Below are 18,635 nucleotides of genomic sequence, written 5' to 3'. Positions count from 1 at the left end.
TCGACACGGCGGACAGTACCCTTGTGGTAACTGCCCGCCCCCCACAGACGATCAGAACTTGAAGCCGACCTCGCCACCGAATGTCACCGGCTTGTTCCAGTTCGCGCCAATGCCGAAATTCGAATACTGCACCTGCGTGAGGTACCGCTTGTTGGTCACGTTGTCGCCATAAGCGGCCAGGTACCAGCGATCGTCCGGAGCGGTCCATTGTGCGCGTAGCGAAAGCGTTTCGTATCCCGCCTGCTTGAACTGGATGCCCGATGGTCCGAAGAAGAACTTCGACGAGTAGGACAGGTTGCCCGAAAGCGCCAGTTCGCCACCCGCCACGTCCGTCGCGTAACGCGCGCCCAGGAAGCCGGTGAATTCGGGTGTGCGTTGCATCGTCACGTTGTCGAGGTTGCGTCCCAGCACGAGGAACGAGATGCCGTTGGCGGCGCAAGTCGCCGGCGCGGGGGCCGGAAGCGTGCTGCAGCGCGTATAGATCGGCGCGTTGGTGAAATCCTTGTACCGTGCGTGCACCCAGGATGCGCCGGCGGACAAATCGAGTCCCGGCAGCGGCCGGATATGCGTGGCGCCTTCGAGGCCGTAGATCTCCGACTGCGCGGCATTGACGATACGCGCCGTTCCCGCTTCGTAGATCGACACCTGCAAGTCGCTATAGTCGTAATAGAAACCCGCGCCCTCGAACGAGAAGCCGGGAACCTCGTATTTGAAGCCCAGCTCGTAGGCATCGACCGACTCCGGCCTCACCCGGCTGCAGACGAACGGTGCGTTCTGGCACGATCCCCCGACGTCGATCAGCGCCGCCTTGTAGCCACGGGTGAAGGAAGCATAGATGCTCGACCGATCGTCCGGCTTGAAGCGGATCACGGCGCGGGGAGTGAAGCGTCCGCTGTTGGCGAACTTGACGGCGTCGGGATCGAAATCCTTGATGTAGATCCGACCGTCGGGCGCGTTGGGTTCGCCGGTATCCTGCCGCCCGTTGCTGTTCTGGTCGAGATACGGCGCCAGGAACCGCGTGTTGAAATAGGCGTCATCGACCTTGTCGTACGCGTATCGCAGTCCGGCGGTGAAGAAGAGCCGGGGCGTGATCTCGTACGTGGCGTCGGCAAATGCGGCATAACTGCGCACGGTCGTGCTCGATCCGCCCAGACGCGTACGATTTGCAGCACCGCGTGTGTCGATCGCGGTGATGTATTGGTCGGTGTTCTCGAAATAGAACAGCCCGGCGGTCCACTGCAGCTTCGGCCCCGACTTCGAGGTCAGCAGCAGTTCCTGGCTCCAGGTCTCGTTGTTGTTCGGCAAGCCGATCTGGAAGATGTCGGCACCCGAGTAATCGAGCTCCATCGAGGCATCGACCTTCTCGTTCCGGTACTGCGTGTACGAGGTGAGGTTCGCAAACCCGAGATCGGCGGTCAGCGTGGCTTGCAAAACGTCCGAGTTGGAACGGAAGAATTCTGGCTGCGATCCCGATGCGATTTCGTTCTTGGCAGTGGTGAAGGTACCCGGAATCCCGCCGAATGGCGCGCCGATGCCGACATCGGAGTCGACATAGCTCGACGTCAGCAGCGGCGAAGGATCGTCGACGCTGCCGTGCTTGTAGCGCAGCAGCAGCGAAACGTCGTCGGTCAGCTCAGCTTTCAGGCTGACCCGCGCGGACCAGTTCTCGTAATCGCCGACCCGGCGGTCGGTCGATATGTCCCGCTGCCATCCGTCTCCACGACGGTATTGCCCTTCCACGCCGATGGCGACGCGATCGGAGACGACGATGTTGGCGATGCCATCGATGCGTGCCTCGTTGTAGCGGCCATAGCTGGCACGCCCCTCGAACGAATTTGCTTCTGTGGTCGGTTCGCGCGTGGAAACCAGGATCGCGCCACCGGTGGTGTTGCGCCCGAACAGCGTACCTTGCGGCCCCTTGAGCACCTGAATGCTGTTGACGCTGATGAGATCGAAATCCGCTGCCAGTGGATTGGGCGAGTAGAACCCATCGATGTAGATGCCGACGTTCCCGCCACCGCCGGAGGTGGCGACGGCGGTGCCGATGCCGCGGATGGTCGGTTGAAAGAAGCCGCCCGCGAAGTCGAAGCGCAACCCCGGCGTGACCTTGCCGATATCGGACAGTTCCTGAACGTTGGCGGTATCAAGCGCGTCGCTGCTCAAGGTCGTGATCGAGATCGGAACGTCGACTTGCGCCTCGGCGCGGCGCTGGGCGGTGACGATGATGACGTCTTCGTTGCTGGCGACCTCGGGTTGATTGGCGACTTCGGCCTCGACCCGCGGTTCGATCTGCGTCTGTGGTGTACTTCCGGTCTGGCCGGCAATCGCGCTCGTATCCTGAGCGCGGACCGGCGCGATGCCGAATGCCGTGGTTGCCAAAGCCGCGCCCATGGCGGCCGACGCACGAAGATGCTTATGCAGCATAGTTTCACTCCCCCTGTTTTCTACACTTTGCGTGCTATTCTAGCTTTGCTTGCGGAACATCCTAGCCATGCCAAGCTGCTCCGTATCTGTTTGCCACCACTGTGCAGCTTTGGCGCAACGGGTGAGGCGCTATGGCCCCATGTAGCCCATGGTCTCCTGCTGCGGATCGAACGACTCCGCCTTCCAGCGCACCGAACCGAATGGCCGCTCAAGCATGCGACGGACTCGCCGGCTGGTGGAGCGTTTGTTGAAGCTGTCAGCGTCGGCCTGGATCTGGAACTCCACCTGACTGTAGCGGTCCCTCATGCGCAGATAATCGCCCCAGGTCGGGCAGTGATAGCGCTCGGTCCAGATCGCCGGATTCTCGATATCGCGCGCAAGCGACCAGTCGAAACCGCCCAGCCGTTTGCGCACGCGCTGCAATTGCATCATCGCCGCGTAGAATTCGCGCGCCCGCTCTGGATCGACGTCGTACTCGAGCTCCAGAACGATCGGCCCCGACCGCAAAGTCAGCGCCATGCCCACTTCGGGCTCATGACCAATCTCGACGAGGTTGGTATCATAATCCTCCCGGCTGAGTGGCAGGACGAAGCCCAGCAACACGGTAGCGCCGACGGCGATGCCCGATGCGATGAATGCGCTCGACACGCTGGTCGCACCGGCGATCTCGCCCCATGCCCAGGCGCCGATGCCGATCCCTGCGGTGATCGCCGACGAGTAGAGCGACAACGCCCGAGCGGTCACCCAACGGGGTGCCGACATCTGCACGGATACGTTGAGAATGGCGACGGTAAGGATATTGCTGCCGCCCACCACGAAGAAGGCGAGGCAGGTAACAATGACGTTGCCGCTAAGGCCGACCACGACCAGCGCGATACCCGTGGCGATGGCGCACGCGCGTATCGCCGCCTCGGTCGACATACGCTGGGTTACCTGCGAAACGAACAGAGCACCCAGCACCGCGCCGACGCCCTGCGCGCCGAGCAGAATGCCGTAGATGGCTGGGCCGCCCTGCAGCAGCGACTTGGCGACCAGCGGCGCAAGTCCGGCCGCCGTCGCGGTGCACAGCCCGAACGCGAAGATGCGGGCCAGCGCCGTCCGGATGCCGGGCGAATGCAACGCATATCGCGCGCCGCCGATCATCGCGCGATCGATACGCTCGGGTGGGAGACGCGAGGGGACGTGGCGCCGCTTCCACAGCACGAACGAGATCAGCAACGGTAGATAGAGCAGCGATGTCAGGCCGAATACCGCCTTGGCCCCGGCTGCCAGCACGATCACGCCACCAAGCGCCGGACCGAAGCTGCGCGCGACGTTGTAGCTGATCGTACCCAGCGCAATCGCCGCTGGCAGGTTCTCGCGAGAGACTTGTTCGGGTATCGAAGCCTGCCAGGACGGCGAGTAGAGCGCCACGCCCGCACCGATCAGCGCGCAGAATAACAGCAGGATCCACGGTGTGGTAAGACCCAGGAACGCTATCGTGGCAAGGATGGCAGCGGACACCGCCGAGAACGTCAGGCCAGAAATCGCGATCCGGCGCCGATCGAACATGTCGGCAATGGCCCCAGCCGGCAACGTCACGAACATCAGCGGCACCATCAGGGCGGTCTGTACCAGAGCGACCATCGTCGGCGAGTTGCTGAGCCGCGTCATCTCCCAGGCGGCACCGACGCCAAGGAACAGCTGCCCGAAGTTCGACAGCACGCTGGCGGTCCAGATGCGGCGGAAAACCGGCTCTCGCAACGGAGCGAACGCCCCGCCCGATTTTACGCTCACGCCCCCGGTCATCGTATTCCTCTCACCCTGCCCGTCCCGTCTGTCCTCCACGCGATGCGCGGTCGCGTCAAGCCGACATCAGCGGCACGTTGGGCAGCGCCGACGGCAGGCGGTCCTCGCAAGATACTAACCTTTGAAAGTAAATCGCAGCGGCGATGCCCTGCCCGATTGCAATCCGCACCTTGCCCACGCATGTCGTTATGGAGTTCAGGTTTGCAGGAGATCCGCCATGGCCGAGGCCTATATCATCGATGCCGTCCGTACGCCGCGCGGCGTGGGCAAGATGGGCAAGGGTGCGCTCTCCACCATGCACCCCGAGCATCTGGCTGCCACGGTGTTTACCGCCTTGAAGGAGCGCAACGACCTCGACACGGCCGATGTCGACGATATCATCTGGGGCACTTCGGCGACGATGGGCCTTCAGGGTGGCGCGATCGGACGCATGGCCGCGCTCGACGCCGGATACGACGTGCGCGCGAGCGGCGTGAACCTCAATCGCTATTGCGGCTCGGGCCTTACCGCCACCAGCCTCGCCGCCGCGCAGATCATGTCCGGGATGGAGGATCTGGTGATTGCCGGCGGGTCCGAGCAATTGTCCTACGTCAATTACTACGGCGGCAAGATGCGCGAAGCCGGCATGGGCAGCGGGGGCATGGGCGTGGGCAATCCGCGCCTCCAGGCCAAGCATCCGCAGACCAACCAGGGTATCGCCGCCGATGCCATCGCTGCCATGGAGGGCATCGATCGCGACGCGCTGGATGCGTTCGGAGCCGAGAGCCAGCGCCGCGCGGCGATCGCCATCGAGGAAGGCCGCTTCGCCGGATCGACGATCACCGTCAAAGACGATGAAGGCAACGTGATCCTCGATCACGAGGAATACCCGCGCCCAGGCACGACCAAGGAGAACCTCGCCCAGCTCAAGCCGGCTTTCGCCATGTTCTACGACATGCCGAGCGAAAAGGACGGGCCGACCTATGCCGAGCTGATCAAGAAGAAGTATCCCGATCTCGCGTTCTCTCCGATCCATCACGCCGGTATTTCATCCGGCGTGGTCGATGGCGCGGCAGGCGTTCTGCTGGCCTCGGCGGAATATGCCGAGGCTCACGGTCTGAAGCCGCGCGCGCGCGTGGTCGCCACGGCCAACGTCGGGGACGATCCAACCCTGATGCTTAACGGACCGGTCCCTGCAGCCCGCAAGGTGCTGAAGCGAGCCGGACTGACGATCGACGATATCGACGTTTTCGAGATCAACGAGGCGTTCGCTGTCGTGGTCGAGAAATTCATCCGCGATCTTGGCCTGGATCGCGCCAAGGTGAATCCGAACGGCGGATCGATCGCGCTGGGTCACCCGATCGGCGCGACCGGTGCGATCATGATCGGCACCGCCCTTGACGAGCTCGAGCGAACCGGCGGTCGTTACGCGCTGGTGACCATGTGTGCGGCTGGCGGAATGGCGCCTGCCATGATCATCGAGCGCGTGTGACGCTGCTGACGGACAGGATCGGTGCGGAACCAGAACCCGACATGAAAGGCAGCCCGGCAATACCCGAATCGAGTGAAATGGCTTACGAAGCGCGCCGCAGCATCGGGCTGCGCTTTACGATCCTGGCGCGTCTGCTTCGCAACAACTTCGATCGCCAGGTCGTCAACCTGAGCGTGACGCGCTCGCAATGGGCGATGATCGCGGTGGTGTCGCGCGCGCCCGGCGCGACTCAGCGCACCATCGCCGAAACGCTCGAAATGTCGGAGGCGTCCGCTGGCCGTCTGATCGATCGGCTCTGCGCGGACGGGTTGCTCGAACGGCGCGATCGACGGGACGATCGCCGCGCCCGTGCCGTTTACCTGACCCCTGCCGCCGAGCCATTGTTGGCACAGCTGGCCACCATCGCGCGCGCGAGTGAGCAGCGCATGTTCAAGGGTTTCAGCGAAGACGAGCTGGTCACGCTGGGCGGACTGCTGGATCGAATCTACGACAACGTCAGCCGCGGCTGAGCGCGCAGGTCGCGTTCACGGGATGTATGTGGGCTCGGATCATCCGGCAGGAATGAAGAAGGGGCGGCGCTTTCGCACCGCCCCTTCTTTTATCAGATTGCTCCGTGCCGATTACTTGGCCGAAGCGAGATCCTTCTTGGTGAGCGAGGTGGTGACCTTGCCGGCAACCGACGAGATCGTCGTGGCGGGAACGGTCACAAGCTTGCCGCTCAGGATGATCTGCGGGTTGCCTTCGGCGTTCACGCGATAGATCGGCGCAACGCGATAGCCTGCCGCGCTATACAGCATCTGGCCGGCGTTCAACTTGGCAGGAGCCGCTTCTTCGGTGACTTCGCGGACCGACTGCGAGGTCTCGGCGAATGCGGCCGGGATCGAGAAGGTTGCGATGGTGGCGACGGCGGCGAGAGCGATGATCTTCTTCATGTTATAAACTCCGGCGTTCGAACTGTTGACCCAGAAGGGGTAGGCGACGACTTGCCTTACTCACCTAGGTTAGGATTGCGTGTCGCGCAAGTCAATTGCAAATGCTGCAAGCGCGAAGAAGATTTGCTCAACTACCTTAGTGTGCCCCGGTAATCGCGGCATAAACCGTATGCGGATGCAAAATGCCGGCCATCGCTCTGGATCGCAGCGATATAGATCATCGTCGAGACGATGGGCTCCACAGTTGATCCATCCGATGATTGCGCCCAAACCTTTGGGATGGGAGCCGAGCCATGCCTCGGCACGAAAAGCAGGAAAGATGACGAACATGGTCACCAGGGTGATGGAAGGCGTGAAGGTTCTGGAAGTCGCCCAGTTCACGTTTACGCCGGCAGCCGGCGCGGTCCTCGCCGATTGGGGCGCTGACGTCATCAAGATCGAGCACCCGGTTCGTGGCGATACGCAGCGCGGATTCCTCAACATGGGCGGCGTCAAGCTCGACCCGCTGCGTCACACGCTGTTCGAACACCCCAACCGCGGCAAGCGCAGCGTCGGTATCGATCTTGGCACGGTTGAGGGGCAGGAACTGCTCTATGAGCTGGCCAAGCAATGCGACGTGTTCCTGACCAACTTCCTTCCGCAAGTCCGCCAGAAAAACAAGTTCGACGTCGAACATATCCGCGCGGCCAATCCGAACATCATCTACGCACGCGGCTCGGCGCTGGGCAACAAGGGCCCGGAGCGCGAGGTCGGCGGCTTCGATGGCACCTGCTTCTGGTCGCGCAGCGGCATCGCCAAGGCCATGACCCCGGACGAACTGGAAGGTCCGCTGACGCAGGGCATTCCCGCGTTCGGTGATTCGATCGGCGGCATGTTCATCGCCGGCGGCATTTCGGCCGCGCTGTTCCATCGCGAGAAGACCGGCGAAGCGGTCGAGCTCGACGTCTCTCTGCTAAGCGCCGCCTGGTGGGCATCGGGCGCACTAGTCTCGCAAGTCATGGAAACCGATGTGCTCAGCGGCAATTCGATGCCCAAGTCTGGGGGATCGCCGGTCAATCCGTTCATGGGCAACTACCGCACGCAGGATGGTGGCACGATCAACTTGTGCACCATCAGCCCAACGGGCCACATCCGCAGCTTGTTCGAGCACCTGGGCATTCCCGAGGCTGCGGAAGACGCACGCTTCTCGGAACCGCGCGCCTTGTTCGACAACGCCGATGCCGCCAGCGCGCTGATGGTCGAAGCGTTCGCCCGTCAGCCGTTTGCCTACTGGCGTCAGCACCTCAAGACCTACTCGGGCCAGTGGGCTCCGGTGCAGACATTCCGTGACCTGCTGACCGACGAGCAAGTCATCGCCAACGACATGATCATCGAGGTCGAAGGCGGCGACGGCGGCGAGCCGCTCAAGCTCGTGCGTGGCCCCGTGCAGTTCAATGGAGAGGCGCTGGAAACCACCCGATCACCTCAGGCGAGCGAACATACCGAGATCGTCCTGATGGAAATGGGCGTCGAATGGGATCGCATCGAAGCACTGAAGGCCAAGGGCGCGATCGCCTAGGACCGTGGCTTTGCCAAGGATCGGCGTGGGACATGCCTTCGATGCGTGGCCCGCGCCCTGATCCCGCTTTCGCCGCCACCATTAGCCGGGATTGCTGATCCAAGCGGATCTCGGTCTTGAATGCGACGGCATGGAAGGCTTAAAGGCGGGCGAGCCACCGCCTGACCATAGATCAGCATGAGGATTTAAGACCATGAAGCCCGGTACCCGACTCAAGAGCGCCGCAGACGACACCGAAGTCATGGTCATCCGCACCGGGGGCGGATCGATCGAATGCGGCGGCTCGCCGATGGTCGAGACGAAGCCCGCCGAACTGGCGCCTCTGGCAGCGGACTTTTCCGGCGGCACGCTGATGGGCAAGCGCTATGTCGATGCCGACAACACCTACGAACTGCTGTGCGTGAAGGCCGGCAAGGGTTCGCTCTCGGTCGACGGCGTCGCGCTGGTGACCAAGGATGCCAAGCCGCTTCCCGCTTCCGACTGATCCCACTTTACCGATCCCGAGGGCCATCGACAACGCCATGAACATCGCGCTTCTTCTCGAAATGGCCGCGGAGGCCGCACCCGACCGGGTCGGTCTCGTTTGTGACGGCAAGCGATGGACATATGGCGAATTGCTGTCGGCGGCACGTGGCGCGTTCGAACTGATCGTCGAGAGCGATGCGCAATACGTCGCGCTGCTGGACGAAAGCAGCGAGGCGGCACTGATCGCGGTGTTCGGAGCAGCCCTGGCAGGCGTACCTTATTGCCCCCTGAACTACCGCCTTCCCGACGCCGACCTGGCCGCCCTGCTCGGGCGGATCGCACCGGCCCTGGTCATCGGTGACGAGGAACGGGTGATCCGCGTCGCGGCAGACCAGGGACACACGATCATGAGCCGGGAGGAGTTCAGCCTCAAGGTTCAGGAAACGGTACCCGGCGAGGACACGCGCGAATACGACGCCGGCGAAGGTGTGGCGATCCAGCTGTTCACCAGCGGCACGACCGCAGCGCCCAAGGCGGCGATCCTACGCCACTCGAACCTGATCGGCTACATCCTGGGCACGGTCGAATTCGCCAGCGCCGACGAAGACGACGCCGCATTGGTGGTGGTTCCACCCTACCATATCGCCGGGATCTCGGCGCTGCTTTCGTCGATCTATGCGCAGCGCAAGATCGTCATGCTGCCGAACTTCTCGCCTGAGTCCTGGCTCGCACTGGTCAGCGATGAGCGGATCACCAATGCGTTCGTCGTGCCCACAATGCTGGCGCGGATCGTCGACGCCATGGCGAAGGGCGCGACGGCCCAGGTCTCGAGCTTGAGGGCGGTTGCCTATGGCGGCGGCAAGATGCCGCTGGAGGTGATCCACAAGGCGCTCGAGCTGTTCCCGACCAGCGGCTTTACCAATGCCTATGGCCTTACCGAGACCAGTTCCACCGTCGCGCTGCTCGGCCCCGACGAGCATAGGGCGGCGCTGGCCTCGGACGATCCCAAGGTCCGCGCACGCCTGACATCGGTGGGCAAACCCATCCCCACCGTTGAAATGGAAATCCGCGGCGAGGACGGCGAAGTCCTGCCCGTTGGCGAGGCGGGCGAGATCTACGTGCGCGGCGACCAGGTTTCGGGCGAATACAAGGAAAAGAGTGCGCTGGACGCACAAGGCTGGTTCCCGACCCGCGATGCCGGATTCATGGACGAGGACGGCTATCTGTTCCTGTCGGGCCGTGCCGACGACGTGATCGTGCGCGGGGGCGAGAACATGAGCCCCGGCGAGATCGAGGACGTCTTGCTGACGCACCCGGCGATCGCCGATGCCTGCGCCTGCGCAGTGCCCTCGATCGAATGGGGCGAGGCCGTTGGCGTCGCCGTGGTGACCCGTGAGGGCCATGAACAGCCTGACGAGAACGAGCTCAAGGAATTGATCCGCGGTCGTCTTCGCTCCAGCCGTGTGCCCGAGCGGATCGCCTTCGTCGCCGAGTTGCCTTATAACGAAATGGGCAAGCTCCTGCGCCGCAAGGTCAAGGATGTCCTTGCCGGCTGACGGCACGCAAGGCCCGGCGATCCCCCTGGCACGCTGGGCCGATCGCCGCCTCAAGGATCTTGCGGCGGAAACGGCCAGCGTCCGCATTGCCGCTCTGGATGGGGCGACTTTGCTGGCGGAGCGCGGCTCCAACGGTAGTTACCGCATCAACGGTCGTGTCTCTGCCGGACTTGGTGGCAGCCGTTTGCTCGCCACGCACGACGGCGGCTGGTTCGCCCTCACGTTGATCCGGAGCGAAGATCGCGAGCTTCTGCCCGCCTTGTTCGGCGATGCCGACCTGAATGTCTTGGACGACGCGGCAATCGCCGCAGCCGTAGGACGGCACGATTGTGCCACGCTGGTTGCGCAGGGACGCGACCTTGGCCTGCCGGTCGCGAGCGCGGACGAGACCCCGGTTTCTACACCCGTCGAGTTGCTGACCCGCGGCCCCTGCAAACGGCGGAGCGGCGTTGATCGTCTGCTGGTGGTCGATCTCTCGGCCATCTGGGCCGGACCGCTGGCGGGGCATTTGCTCTGGCTTGCGGGTGCCGAGGTGGTCAAGGTCGAGAGCCGCACGCGCCCCGACCTCATCCGCCGCGACGATTCGGCCACCTTCGACCTCATCAACCAGGGCAAGGCCAGCATCGTCGTCGATCTGACTCGCGAAGCGGACCGCGCCGCGTTGGTCGACCTGATCCGCCGCGCCGACATCGTCATCGAATCCTCGCGGCCACGCGCCTTGCGCCAGCTAGGGATCGACGCCGACGCCCTGATTCGGGATGTTCCCGGGCTCGTCTGGCTGTCGGTGACCGGCCATGGAGCGCAAGGCAGCGCGGCGAACTGGACCGGGATCGGCAACGACTGTGCGGTGGCGGGCGGCCTCAGCCGCGCGCTGGCCGATGTCACCGGCGAAATCGGCTTTGTCGGCGACGCGATTGCCGATCCGCTGACCGGGATCACCGCCGCGCTGGAAGGCTGGCGGGCACTGCGGAGCGGACGCGCGTGCCGCCTGGGCTTCGCCATGAGCGCCATCGTCGCCGACGCCATCGCTGGCGAGCTTGCACAGGATGCGCCGGCGTTCCGCGACGACCTGCAGGCCTGGGGTGATGCCAGCGGCAGTCCATTTCCGAAAGTCGCGCGCCGCCCTCTGGTGGGTGCCGTGCGGCAGATCGGCGCCGACAATGCCCGTTACCTGACATGCTGATCCGCGATGCCGATATCATGGGATACGGACGCGCCAGCCTGCGCATCCGCGATGGTGTCGTCGCTCAGATCGGCCGGCTCGAGGCTCACTGCGATGAAGTGGTCGTCGAGGCGCGTGGCGGCGCGCTGCTTCCGGGCCTGCACGACCATCACATCCATCTTGCCGCATCCGCCGCGCGTGCCGCATCGGTTGTTTGCGGCCCGCCTCACGATGCCGAAACCCTCACCGGCACACTTCGCCGGGTGCCTGGCAGCGGATGGATCAGGGGTATCGACTATCACGAGAGCGTACTGGGCGGCTTGCCCGACGCGATCATGCTCGATCGCCTGGTGGCGGATCGCCCCTTGCGTATCCAGCATCGATCCGGTCGCATGTGGCTGTTCAACACGCTGGCGCTGGAAATCCTGTTGGATAGCAATCCCGCGCCCGAAGCTCTGGAACGCGACGGCACCCGTTTTACCGGTCGGCTGTTCGACGACGATGCCTGGTTGCAACGGACTTTGGGTAGCGTGCCGCCGGACCTTACCGCGGTCAGCGAAGAACTCGCCCGTTGCGGGGTAACCGGCGTGACCGACATGTCGCCGCGAAACGACCCGCGAATGGCGGCGCACTTCGCTGACCAATGCCGCTCAGGTGCGCTGCTTCAGGGCCTGGTCTTAGCCGGAACGCCGCAATTGGCGCAGGCGCCTGCGGACTTGTGGGCTTTAGGGCCGGTCAAGCTGCACCTGCATGAAGCTGCCCTCCTCGATTTCGACGCGGCGGTGACGCTGGCGCGGACCGCCCACCGGCAGGATCGTGCGCTTGCGGTGCACTGCGTTACCGAAACCGAGCTGGTGTACGCACTGGCGGTTCTCGCCGAGGCTGGCCCACGATGCGGCGATCGTATCGAACATGTCTCGGTTGCCAACGATGAACTCCTCGATCGCATGGCCGAAATGAACCTGCGCGCGTGCGTACAGCCAGCGTTCGTCCATGAGCGCGGCGACCGCTACCTTGCCGATGTCGAGCCCCGGCACCTGCCAGACCTGTATCGCCTGCGGGCGCTGGTCGATCGGGGCATCGTGCTCGCCGGCGGCAGTGATGCGCCATACGGCAGCGTCGATCCGTGGCTCGCGATGGCCGCTGCGGTTTCGAGAGAGACGAGCGGCGGTCAGGCCATCGGCCGCCACGAGGCGCTCGAACCCGATGAAGCACTCGCATTGTACCTTGCCGATCCGCTCGATCTCTCGCGCCGGGGCGTCATCGCGCTGGGTAGTACGGCGGACCTTTGCCTGTTAGACCGACCGTGGACCCAAGGCCGCATGCGGCTGACATCAGCCGGTGTCGTCGCCACCATCGCGGCTGGCAGGATTATCTACCAACGCGTCGACCAATCCCCAGGCGAGAGCCTCGCGCGCACCGACACGACGGCCTGAAAGCACCATCAAGGCGGTGCGCTGCCGACCGATCCGGCGCGGCAGCGATACGCACCCGCCCGCTCCCGGAATGATACCCATCGCCAGTTCGGGTAACTGGAACCACGATCGCGATGTCGCGGTGATCCGGCTCGCGAACGCCGCCAGTTCCAGCCCCGCCCCGATGCAGGCGCCATCGACGTGCACCTCGAGGCGGTCGGCGCAAGCGATGGCGGCGTGCGCCGGCAGTGTTCGCGACCGGATCGAATGCGCCATCGCCGGATCGCCAGTCGTGCCGAACTCGGCCAGTTGCGCCCCGAGACAGAACGCCTTGCCCCGGGCATCAAGGGTGATGCGGGCAATGGTGGTATCGAGCGCTGCGAGCGACAGGGTCTGCGCCAGGGTGTCGCGCATGGTTGCGTCGATCGCGTTGCCGTACTGCGCATGATCCAGCATCAGCCGCAGGTGATCGTGAGCGCGCCTAACGGCTACCTTGCCTTCGGATGGGATCGGGGCCTCCGAACGCCTCGCGAGCCATGCACGATGCTCAGCGCTTCCCTGCAGCATGGCATAGGCCAGCGACTCGACGACAAGTGCATCACCGGGAAGCATGGCTTGCGTCGTTCGCAGCACCTGCACCAGTGCTGCCGCGGCAAGGGGATTTGCCGCGACTCGTCGCGCTATGTCCTGTGCGATTGGGACCGAGCCGACGATGGCATCCATCTGCATCGCCAAAGGGTGGTGCCCTGCCCCGTGGCCCAGTGCCAGAACGGGACACGATGGCATGTGCAAGTCGTCGGGATCGGGCTGATCCATACCCAACGACACGAAGGCAAGCGCCCCATCCCACGGCTTCTCCCACCGTGACAGGCGCGAGATCGGAATCGTGAGAGCAGCAAGGTCCATCGCGCGCTCTGTCATGCAAATACACGGCGCTGTCACCCGACATCGCTACACGTTTCCGCCGCGCATCCGCACCTCATCGTCATCCTCACCCATTTCAACGCCATCCGGGGGCCGGAGATCGCCTAGACACTTGAGCTCAAACGATGGCGAAGCTAAGCAAGGTCAGCAAAAAATGAACCGCGCTCATTTTTCTTGACGATCGGCGACGCTTGGCTGATGTTTCAGCCGCCCCCGCGATCATAATAGAAAATAAGCGGAACGGAGGAGATGTGTATGCCCGGTGCCATGTCAGGCTCTAACAAGGCGAAGATCGCGCGGCGCGTGATCGAGGTTCTCGAATATTTTGACGACGCCCATTGCGAGGCGACCGTGATGGACATCGTCCGCCGTTACAACCGGCCGCAGTCCAGCACGTCCGAACTGCTTTCCAGCCTCGTCGAGCTTGGACTGCTGCACAAGGATGCCTTTACCCGCTCCTATCGCCTCACCCCGCGTGCGGCGCTGCTTGGCACATCGGGCCAACCCGAGATCGTGCGCGATGGCAGACTGATGCGCCTGATGGATCGTCTGGCAGCGCAGACCGGTCTTTCGGTGTCATTGATCGGCATGGTCGGGCTCGACTCGCAAGTCATCGTATGGCGCCACGGCCAGCGCGCCCCCGCTTGCACCCGCGACTTGTTCGGCGGTTGCAAGGAGCCTCTCGCACGTAATCTGGCCGGCCAGTTGATGCTTTCCACCGTGTCGGCAAGCCGTTGCGAAGGCATGCTGCGTCGACTCAACGCCGAAGCTGACGCCGCTCACAAGTTTCCCGCCGCCGAAATGAGCGCGCGGATCGCCGCGCATCGTGGTCACAACTACCTGTTCGGCACCACCGGGTTCGGGTCGGAAGCCGAGTCGCTATGCGTACTCATCCCCCGCCAGCCCGACGACCATCCATTGGTGATCTCGCTGGTCTATGGCCGCGACGAGAAGGTAAACGCTGACAGCTTGCTGCAATGCGTCAGCGAGGCGATGCGCGCCTGCCTTCCCGATCCGCAGCCATCCAATATCGAAGAACTGCAGAAATCCGCCGCCTGATCTGGCGTTCGGCTGACTGACGGAACCCAAAAAGGCCGCCCGGGATCACTCCCGGGCGGCCTTTTCTTGCGTTCAGGCGTCTTCGTGGCGCATGAACATCTTCATGATGTCGCCCGAGGTGACGGGACGCACGTCACCTTGCGCCAGTGGCCGTTCGCCAAGCGACGACTTGGGCGATACGTCGACGTTCGCGGCCTTCGCCTTCGCCCGCAGCGCGCCGACGCTCAGGTCCGCGCGACCGTAATGTGCGAACGGATCGAAGCGGAACCACCTCATCGCGTTGCCATGCGTGATCTTGTCGATCTGCGCATCGGTAAGGTGATTGATCGTCGGCCACAGCCGTTCGGGCACTTCGGGCCACAGCGTGTCGGAGTGGGGATAATCACACTCGTAGGCGATGTTGTCCTCGCCGATGAATTGCACGTTCTGCAGGCCGAACGCATCGTCGATGAAGCAGTTGAGGAAGTGCTTCCTGAACATCTCGCTCGGTTTCTTGTCCTGAAAACGCGAGTTGGTCCAATACTTGTGCCGCGAGTTCGAGAAGTCGGCGCGCTCGGTGAAATAGGGGACCCAGCCGATGGATCCCTCCGACAGCGCGATGCGCAGGTCGGGATACGTGTGCAATGCGTCCAGCTGCAGCCAGTCCGAAGCAGCGTAGGCGATCGACATCGGCATCGTCGAGATCCACGCTTCGATCGGCGTCTCCATCGAAGCATGCGGTGCGGGATTGCCGCCGCCGATGTGGATGCAGATCGTCATGTCGAGATCGGTGATCGCCTTGTAGAACGGATCCCAGTATTCGTTGTGGATGCTGGGCAGGCCCTGACACGTCGGGTTCTCGCTGATCGAGACGGTGTGGCAGCCCTTGGCCGAAACGCGCTTCAGCTCGGCGATGGTCGCTTGCATGTTCCATGTCGGCAGGATCGCGCAGGGGATGAAGCGGCCGGGATAGGCCCCGCACCACTCGTCGATGTGCCAATCGTTGTAGGCGGCGATGTGCGTGACCGCCAGTTCGCGATCCGGCACGCGATGCAAGCGTCCCCCGGCGAAGTCGAAGACACTGCCGAAATTGAGCGAGGCCGCGACGCCGTTGACGTCCATGTCCTTCACCCGCTCGTGCACGTTGTATACGCCCTCGCGCAGCTGATCGAGCGAGGTTGGTTCCATGCCGTATTCTTCGAACGGGCGGCCAACCACGGCATTGAGCGCAACCGACGAAAAGGATTGCCCCTGGTAGACCCAGATGTCCTTTCCGTTGTCGTCCTTGATCAGCTTCGGCGCGCTTTCCAGCGCGGCACCGGTCAGGTGCTTTTGGAACATCTCGGGGGGTTCGCTGATGTGATCATCGACCGAGATGATCACCATGTCGTTCATGTCCATTCGCATCCGTCTCCAGCTGTAGCCGGCTTGATCGGTGGCATGTTCGATCCGCATCGCCACGACGGAAATACGGATCGAAGGCTGCGTGATCGCGGCTCTGTTTTCAAGATCTCCCGGGCCGCTTGGCGGCCTCGCACGAAGGTGTAACACCGTCCCGGCGCGCGACAAAACGATGTGGATGCGGATCGCTCGTGCGATGGCCCCAAATGGGAAGTTGAACCGCCGCGCGGTCTATGGTGTGGGTTGTCGCAAAGGCGGATCGCATCCGCGGCCAACGACAACATAACTCCTGGAACGGTAACGCTCATGAATTTCGATCTCACCGACGAACAGGTCATGGTGCGCGACACTTTCGCGCGCTTTCTGGACGAGAAGTCGAGCACCGTGCGCGTGCGCAAGGCGCTTGAGACCAACGGCTTCGATGCCGAACTGTGGTCCGGCCTCGCCGAGCTTGGCGCGTTCGCCATGCGCGTTCCGGAAGAGTCGGGTGGCATGGGCCTGGGCCTGTTCGACGCCGTGATCCTCATGGAGGAAGTCGGCCGCACGATCGCATCCGGCCCTGTCGCCGAAGCCCTGGTCGCCGCCCGCGTGCTCGCGCAGCTTGGCGGGGCGGACGAACTGCTCGAAAGCGCCATCGGCGGCGAGAGCGTCGTCACCATCGCATTTCACGACATCGCCCAACGTCCGGTCCAGTGGATCGCGGGTGGCACCGATGCTGCCGCTGTCGTCGCGCGTCGCGGTGACGACATCGTGCTGGTGACGATCCCCCAGGACACCGCCACCGCCGAGGAGACGCTCGCCACCACGCCGATCGCCGAGATCGACCTGCGCGCGCTGGATACGCAGGTACTCGGCTCGGGCGAGGCCGCTCTGGCCGCCTTTGCCGCCGCTCTCGAAGAGTGGAAGCTGTACATGGCGGCGGCGCTCTCGGGCCTGGGTCGACAGGCGCTTCAGCTCGGCGCCGCCTATGCCAACGAGCGCAAGGCGTTCGGTCAGCTGATCGGCACCTTCCAGGGCGTCTCGCACCCGCTCGCGGATCGGCTGTGCGAAGTCGACGGCGGCAAGCTGATGGTATGGGGCACGATCCGCCAGATCGCCGATGGCGAAGCTGACGCCGCCGGCAACATCTCGCTCGTCTTGTGGCATTGCGCGACCGCGGCGGCGGCGGCGGTCAGCCAGGCGCTGCAGACTTTCGGCGGATACGGCCTCACCACCGAGTATGACATCCACCTCTACAACCTGCGCGCCAATGCCTGGCCGCTGGTGCGTGGCGACATCCAGGATCTGCTCGTCGAAGCCGGCGCTCGCCTTTATGGCGGCGAAACGGCTGTGCTGCCCGAAGCCGGCGAAGTGCCGATCGAGTTCGACATCGGCGAAGAGGCCCGCGCGATGGGCGCTGAAATCGACGCCTTCTTTGCCGAGCAGACCACCGAGGAAGAGCGCGCGCAGTTCCACTACAGCTGGGAAGGCTGGGTGCCGTCGGTGCACAAGAAGCTGGCTGACGCCAACCTGTTGTTCCTGGGCAACCCCGACATGGGCGGTCGCGCCCTGGGCCCCTATGCCAAGAAGGCTGCCCGCGAACGCTTCAACAAGCACGGCTACGCCAACCCCGGCGCCGGCGTGACAGAAATGGTCGGTCACATGATCGTCCACTACGGCAGCGACGAGCTGAAGGAGCAGGTACTCACCCGGCTGAAGGCCGGTGACTGCATCACTTCGCTGGGCTATTCCGAGCCTGGCTGCGGTTCCGACGTGTTCAACGCCCAAACCCGCGCCACCCAGGCCGAAGACGGCAGCTGGCGCATCAACGGCACCAAGATGTGGACCAGCGGCGCGAATCTGTCCGAATACGTGCTGATGCTCACACGGACCAACCCGGACGTGCCCAAGCACAAGGGGCTGACGATGTTCGTCGTGCCGCTGAAGGCCGAAGGCGTCGAGATCCAGCCCATCTACACTTTCCAGGATGAGCGCACGAACGTCACCTTCTACGACAATGTCGAAGTGCCCGACACCTGGCGCCTCGGCCCGGTCGACGGCGGCACCAAGGTGATGGCAGTCGCGCTGGAACTGGAGCATGGCGGCGGTTTCTCCAAGACGATCGAGGAAAACGTCGACGCGGGCGTCGAGGTACTTCGCGAGACCGGCCGGATCGCCGAGCCCGGTGTGCAGCAACGTCTCGCCAAATTGCGCGCTCTGGTCACCACCTCGGAGATGATCGAGCTGCGCGCGATGTTCTCCAGCGTCGAGAAGAAGCCCAACTTCGCGTTCGGTCCGATGGCCAAGATGTACTCGTCGGAGTGCTTCATGATCGCCGCGCGCGAGATCCTGCAGCTGACCGCGCCTGCCTCGCTCTCAAAGCGCGAGGGTGCGCTTCATCTCATCAACCAGAGCTACCGTCATGCGCACGGCACCCGCATCTATGGCGGCACCAGCGAGGTGCACCGCTCGATGATCGCCGAGCGTGGTCTCGGCATGCCCCGGACCCGTGGCTGAAGGAT

General features: G+C 63.9%; 14 protein-coding genes. 9 read left to right on the top strand and 5 right to left on the bottom strand.

The genetic code is table 11. From position 1 onward, the window contains the following. Positions 1-51 precede the first annotated feature (51 nt). Together ACXJ1Z_RS12325 and ACXJ1Z_RS12320 are read right to left on the bottom strand one after the other, a co-directional pair. Complete coding sequence (locus tag ACXJ1Z_RS12325; protein ID WP_463776999.1) at positions 52-2,424, bottom strand: TonB-dependent receptor; 2,373 nt, start codon at positions 2,422-2,424, stop codon at positions 52-54. A 129-nt stretch (positions 2,425-2,553) separates the two neighbouring features. Next, positions 2,554-4,212, bottom strand: coding sequence for an MFS transporter (locus ACXJ1Z_RS12320; protein WP_463776998.1), 1,659 nt, complete (start codon positions 4,210-4,212; stop codon positions 2,554-2,556). Between the two features lie 217 nt (positions 4,213-4,429). Between ACXJ1Z_RS12320 and ACXJ1Z_RS12315 the strand changes: the two genes are divergently transcribed. Next, a complete protein-coding gene (locus tag ACXJ1Z_RS12315; RefSeq protein ID WP_463776996.1) occupies positions 4,430-5,683 on the top strand; it encodes an acetyl-CoA C-acetyltransferase in 1,254 nt (417 codons plus the stop codon). 77 nt (positions 5,684-5,760) lie between these two features. Further along, the gene (locus ACXJ1Z_RS12310) at positions 5,761-6,192 is read left to right on the top strand and encodes a MarR family winged helix-turn-helix transcriptional regulator (protein WP_463776995.1); all 432 of its coding nucleotides are present in this window, start codon (positions 5,761-5,763) and stop codon (positions 6,190-6,192) included. 111 nt (positions 6,193-6,303) lie between these two features. Here the strand turns inward: ACXJ1Z_RS12310 and ACXJ1Z_RS12305 are convergent, their stop codons facing one another. Further along, positions 6,304-6,615 (bottom strand): hypothetical protein, encoded by a 312-nt coding sequence (locus ACXJ1Z_RS12305; protein WP_463776994.1) that lies wholly within the window; start codon positions 6,613-6,615, stop codon positions 6,304-6,306. Positions 6,616-6,943: 328 nt separating this feature from the next. Between ACXJ1Z_RS12305 and ACXJ1Z_RS12300 the strand changes: the two genes are divergently transcribed. The 5 genes from ACXJ1Z_RS12300 (at position 6,944) to ACXJ1Z_RS12280 (ending at position 12,792) form a co-directional block, all read left to right on the top strand. Beyond that, positions 6,944-8,173 (top strand): CaiB/BaiF CoA transferase family protein, encoded by a 1,230-nt coding sequence (locus ACXJ1Z_RS12300; protein ID WP_463781244.1) that lies wholly within the window; start codon positions 6,944-6,946, stop codon positions 8,171-8,173. Between the two features lie 193 nt (positions 8,174-8,366). Beyond that, positions 8,367-8,657: a hypothetical protein gene (locus ACXJ1Z_RS12295; protein ID WP_463776992.1), complete on the top strand. Its 291-nt coding sequence runs from the start codon at positions 8,367-8,369 to the stop codon at positions 8,655-8,657. A 37-nt stretch (positions 8,658-8,694) separates the two neighbouring features. After that, positions 8,695-10,194, top strand: a complete 1,500-nt coding sequence (locus ACXJ1Z_RS12290) for a class I adenylate-forming enzyme family protein (protein WP_463776991.1) — start codon at positions 8,695-8,697, stop codon at positions 10,192-10,194. Further along, a complete protein-coding gene (locus ACXJ1Z_RS12285; protein WP_463776990.1) occupies positions 10,178-11,377 on the top strand; it encodes a CoA transferase in 1,200 nt (399 codons plus the stop codon). The genes ACXJ1Z_RS12290 and ACXJ1Z_RS12285 overlap by 17 nt, the downstream gene beginning before the upstream one ends. Continuing rightward, the gene (locus tag ACXJ1Z_RS12280) at positions 11,371-12,792 is read left to right on the top strand and encodes an amidohydrolase family protein (RefSeq protein WP_463776989.1); all 1,422 of its coding nucleotides are present in this window, start codon (positions 11,371-11,373) and stop codon (positions 12,790-12,792) included. The genes ACXJ1Z_RS12285 and ACXJ1Z_RS12280 overlap by 7 nt, the downstream gene beginning before the upstream one ends. Here ACXJ1Z_RS12280 and ACXJ1Z_RS12275 read toward each other — a convergent pair. Then, complete coding sequence (locus tag ACXJ1Z_RS12275) at positions 12,691-13,677, bottom strand: enoyl-CoA hydratase/isomerase family protein (RefSeq protein ID WP_463776988.1); 987 nt, start codon at positions 13,675-13,677, stop codon at positions 12,691-12,693. The two genes, ACXJ1Z_RS12280 and ACXJ1Z_RS12275, sit on opposite strands and share 102 nt — an antisense overlap. Positions 13,678-13,950: 273 nt before the next feature. On the opposite strand from ACXJ1Z_RS12275, the gene ACXJ1Z_RS12270 reads away from it, so the two are divergent. Then, the gene (locus ACXJ1Z_RS12270) at positions 13,951-14,754 is read left to right on the top strand and encodes a helix-turn-helix domain-containing protein (protein WP_463776987.1); all 804 of its coding nucleotides are present in this window, start codon (positions 13,951-13,953) and stop codon (positions 14,752-14,754) included. 72 nt (positions 14,755-14,826) lie between these two features. Here the strand turns inward: ACXJ1Z_RS12270 and ACXJ1Z_RS12265 are convergent, their stop codons facing one another. Continuing rightward, the gene (locus ACXJ1Z_RS12265; RefSeq protein WP_463781243.1) at positions 14,827-16,188 is read right to left on the bottom strand and encodes an amidohydrolase family protein; all 1,362 of its coding nucleotides are present in this window, start codon (positions 16,186-16,188) and stop codon (positions 14,827-14,829) included. Between the two features lie 252 nt (positions 16,189-16,440). On the opposite strand from ACXJ1Z_RS12265, the gene ACXJ1Z_RS12260 reads away from it, so the two are divergent. Beyond that, a complete protein-coding gene (locus tag ACXJ1Z_RS12260) occupies positions 16,441-18,630 on the top strand; it encodes an acyl-CoA dehydrogenase family protein (RefSeq protein WP_463776985.1) in 2,190 nt (729 codons plus the stop codon). The last annotated feature ends 5 nt before the right edge of the window (positions 18,631-18,635 follow it).

It is taken from the genome of Novosphingobium sp. TK46 (assembly GCF_055361525.1).
Note: the sequence above shows the minus strand (reverse complement) of the source record. Positions and strands in the feature narration are given on the sequence as shown.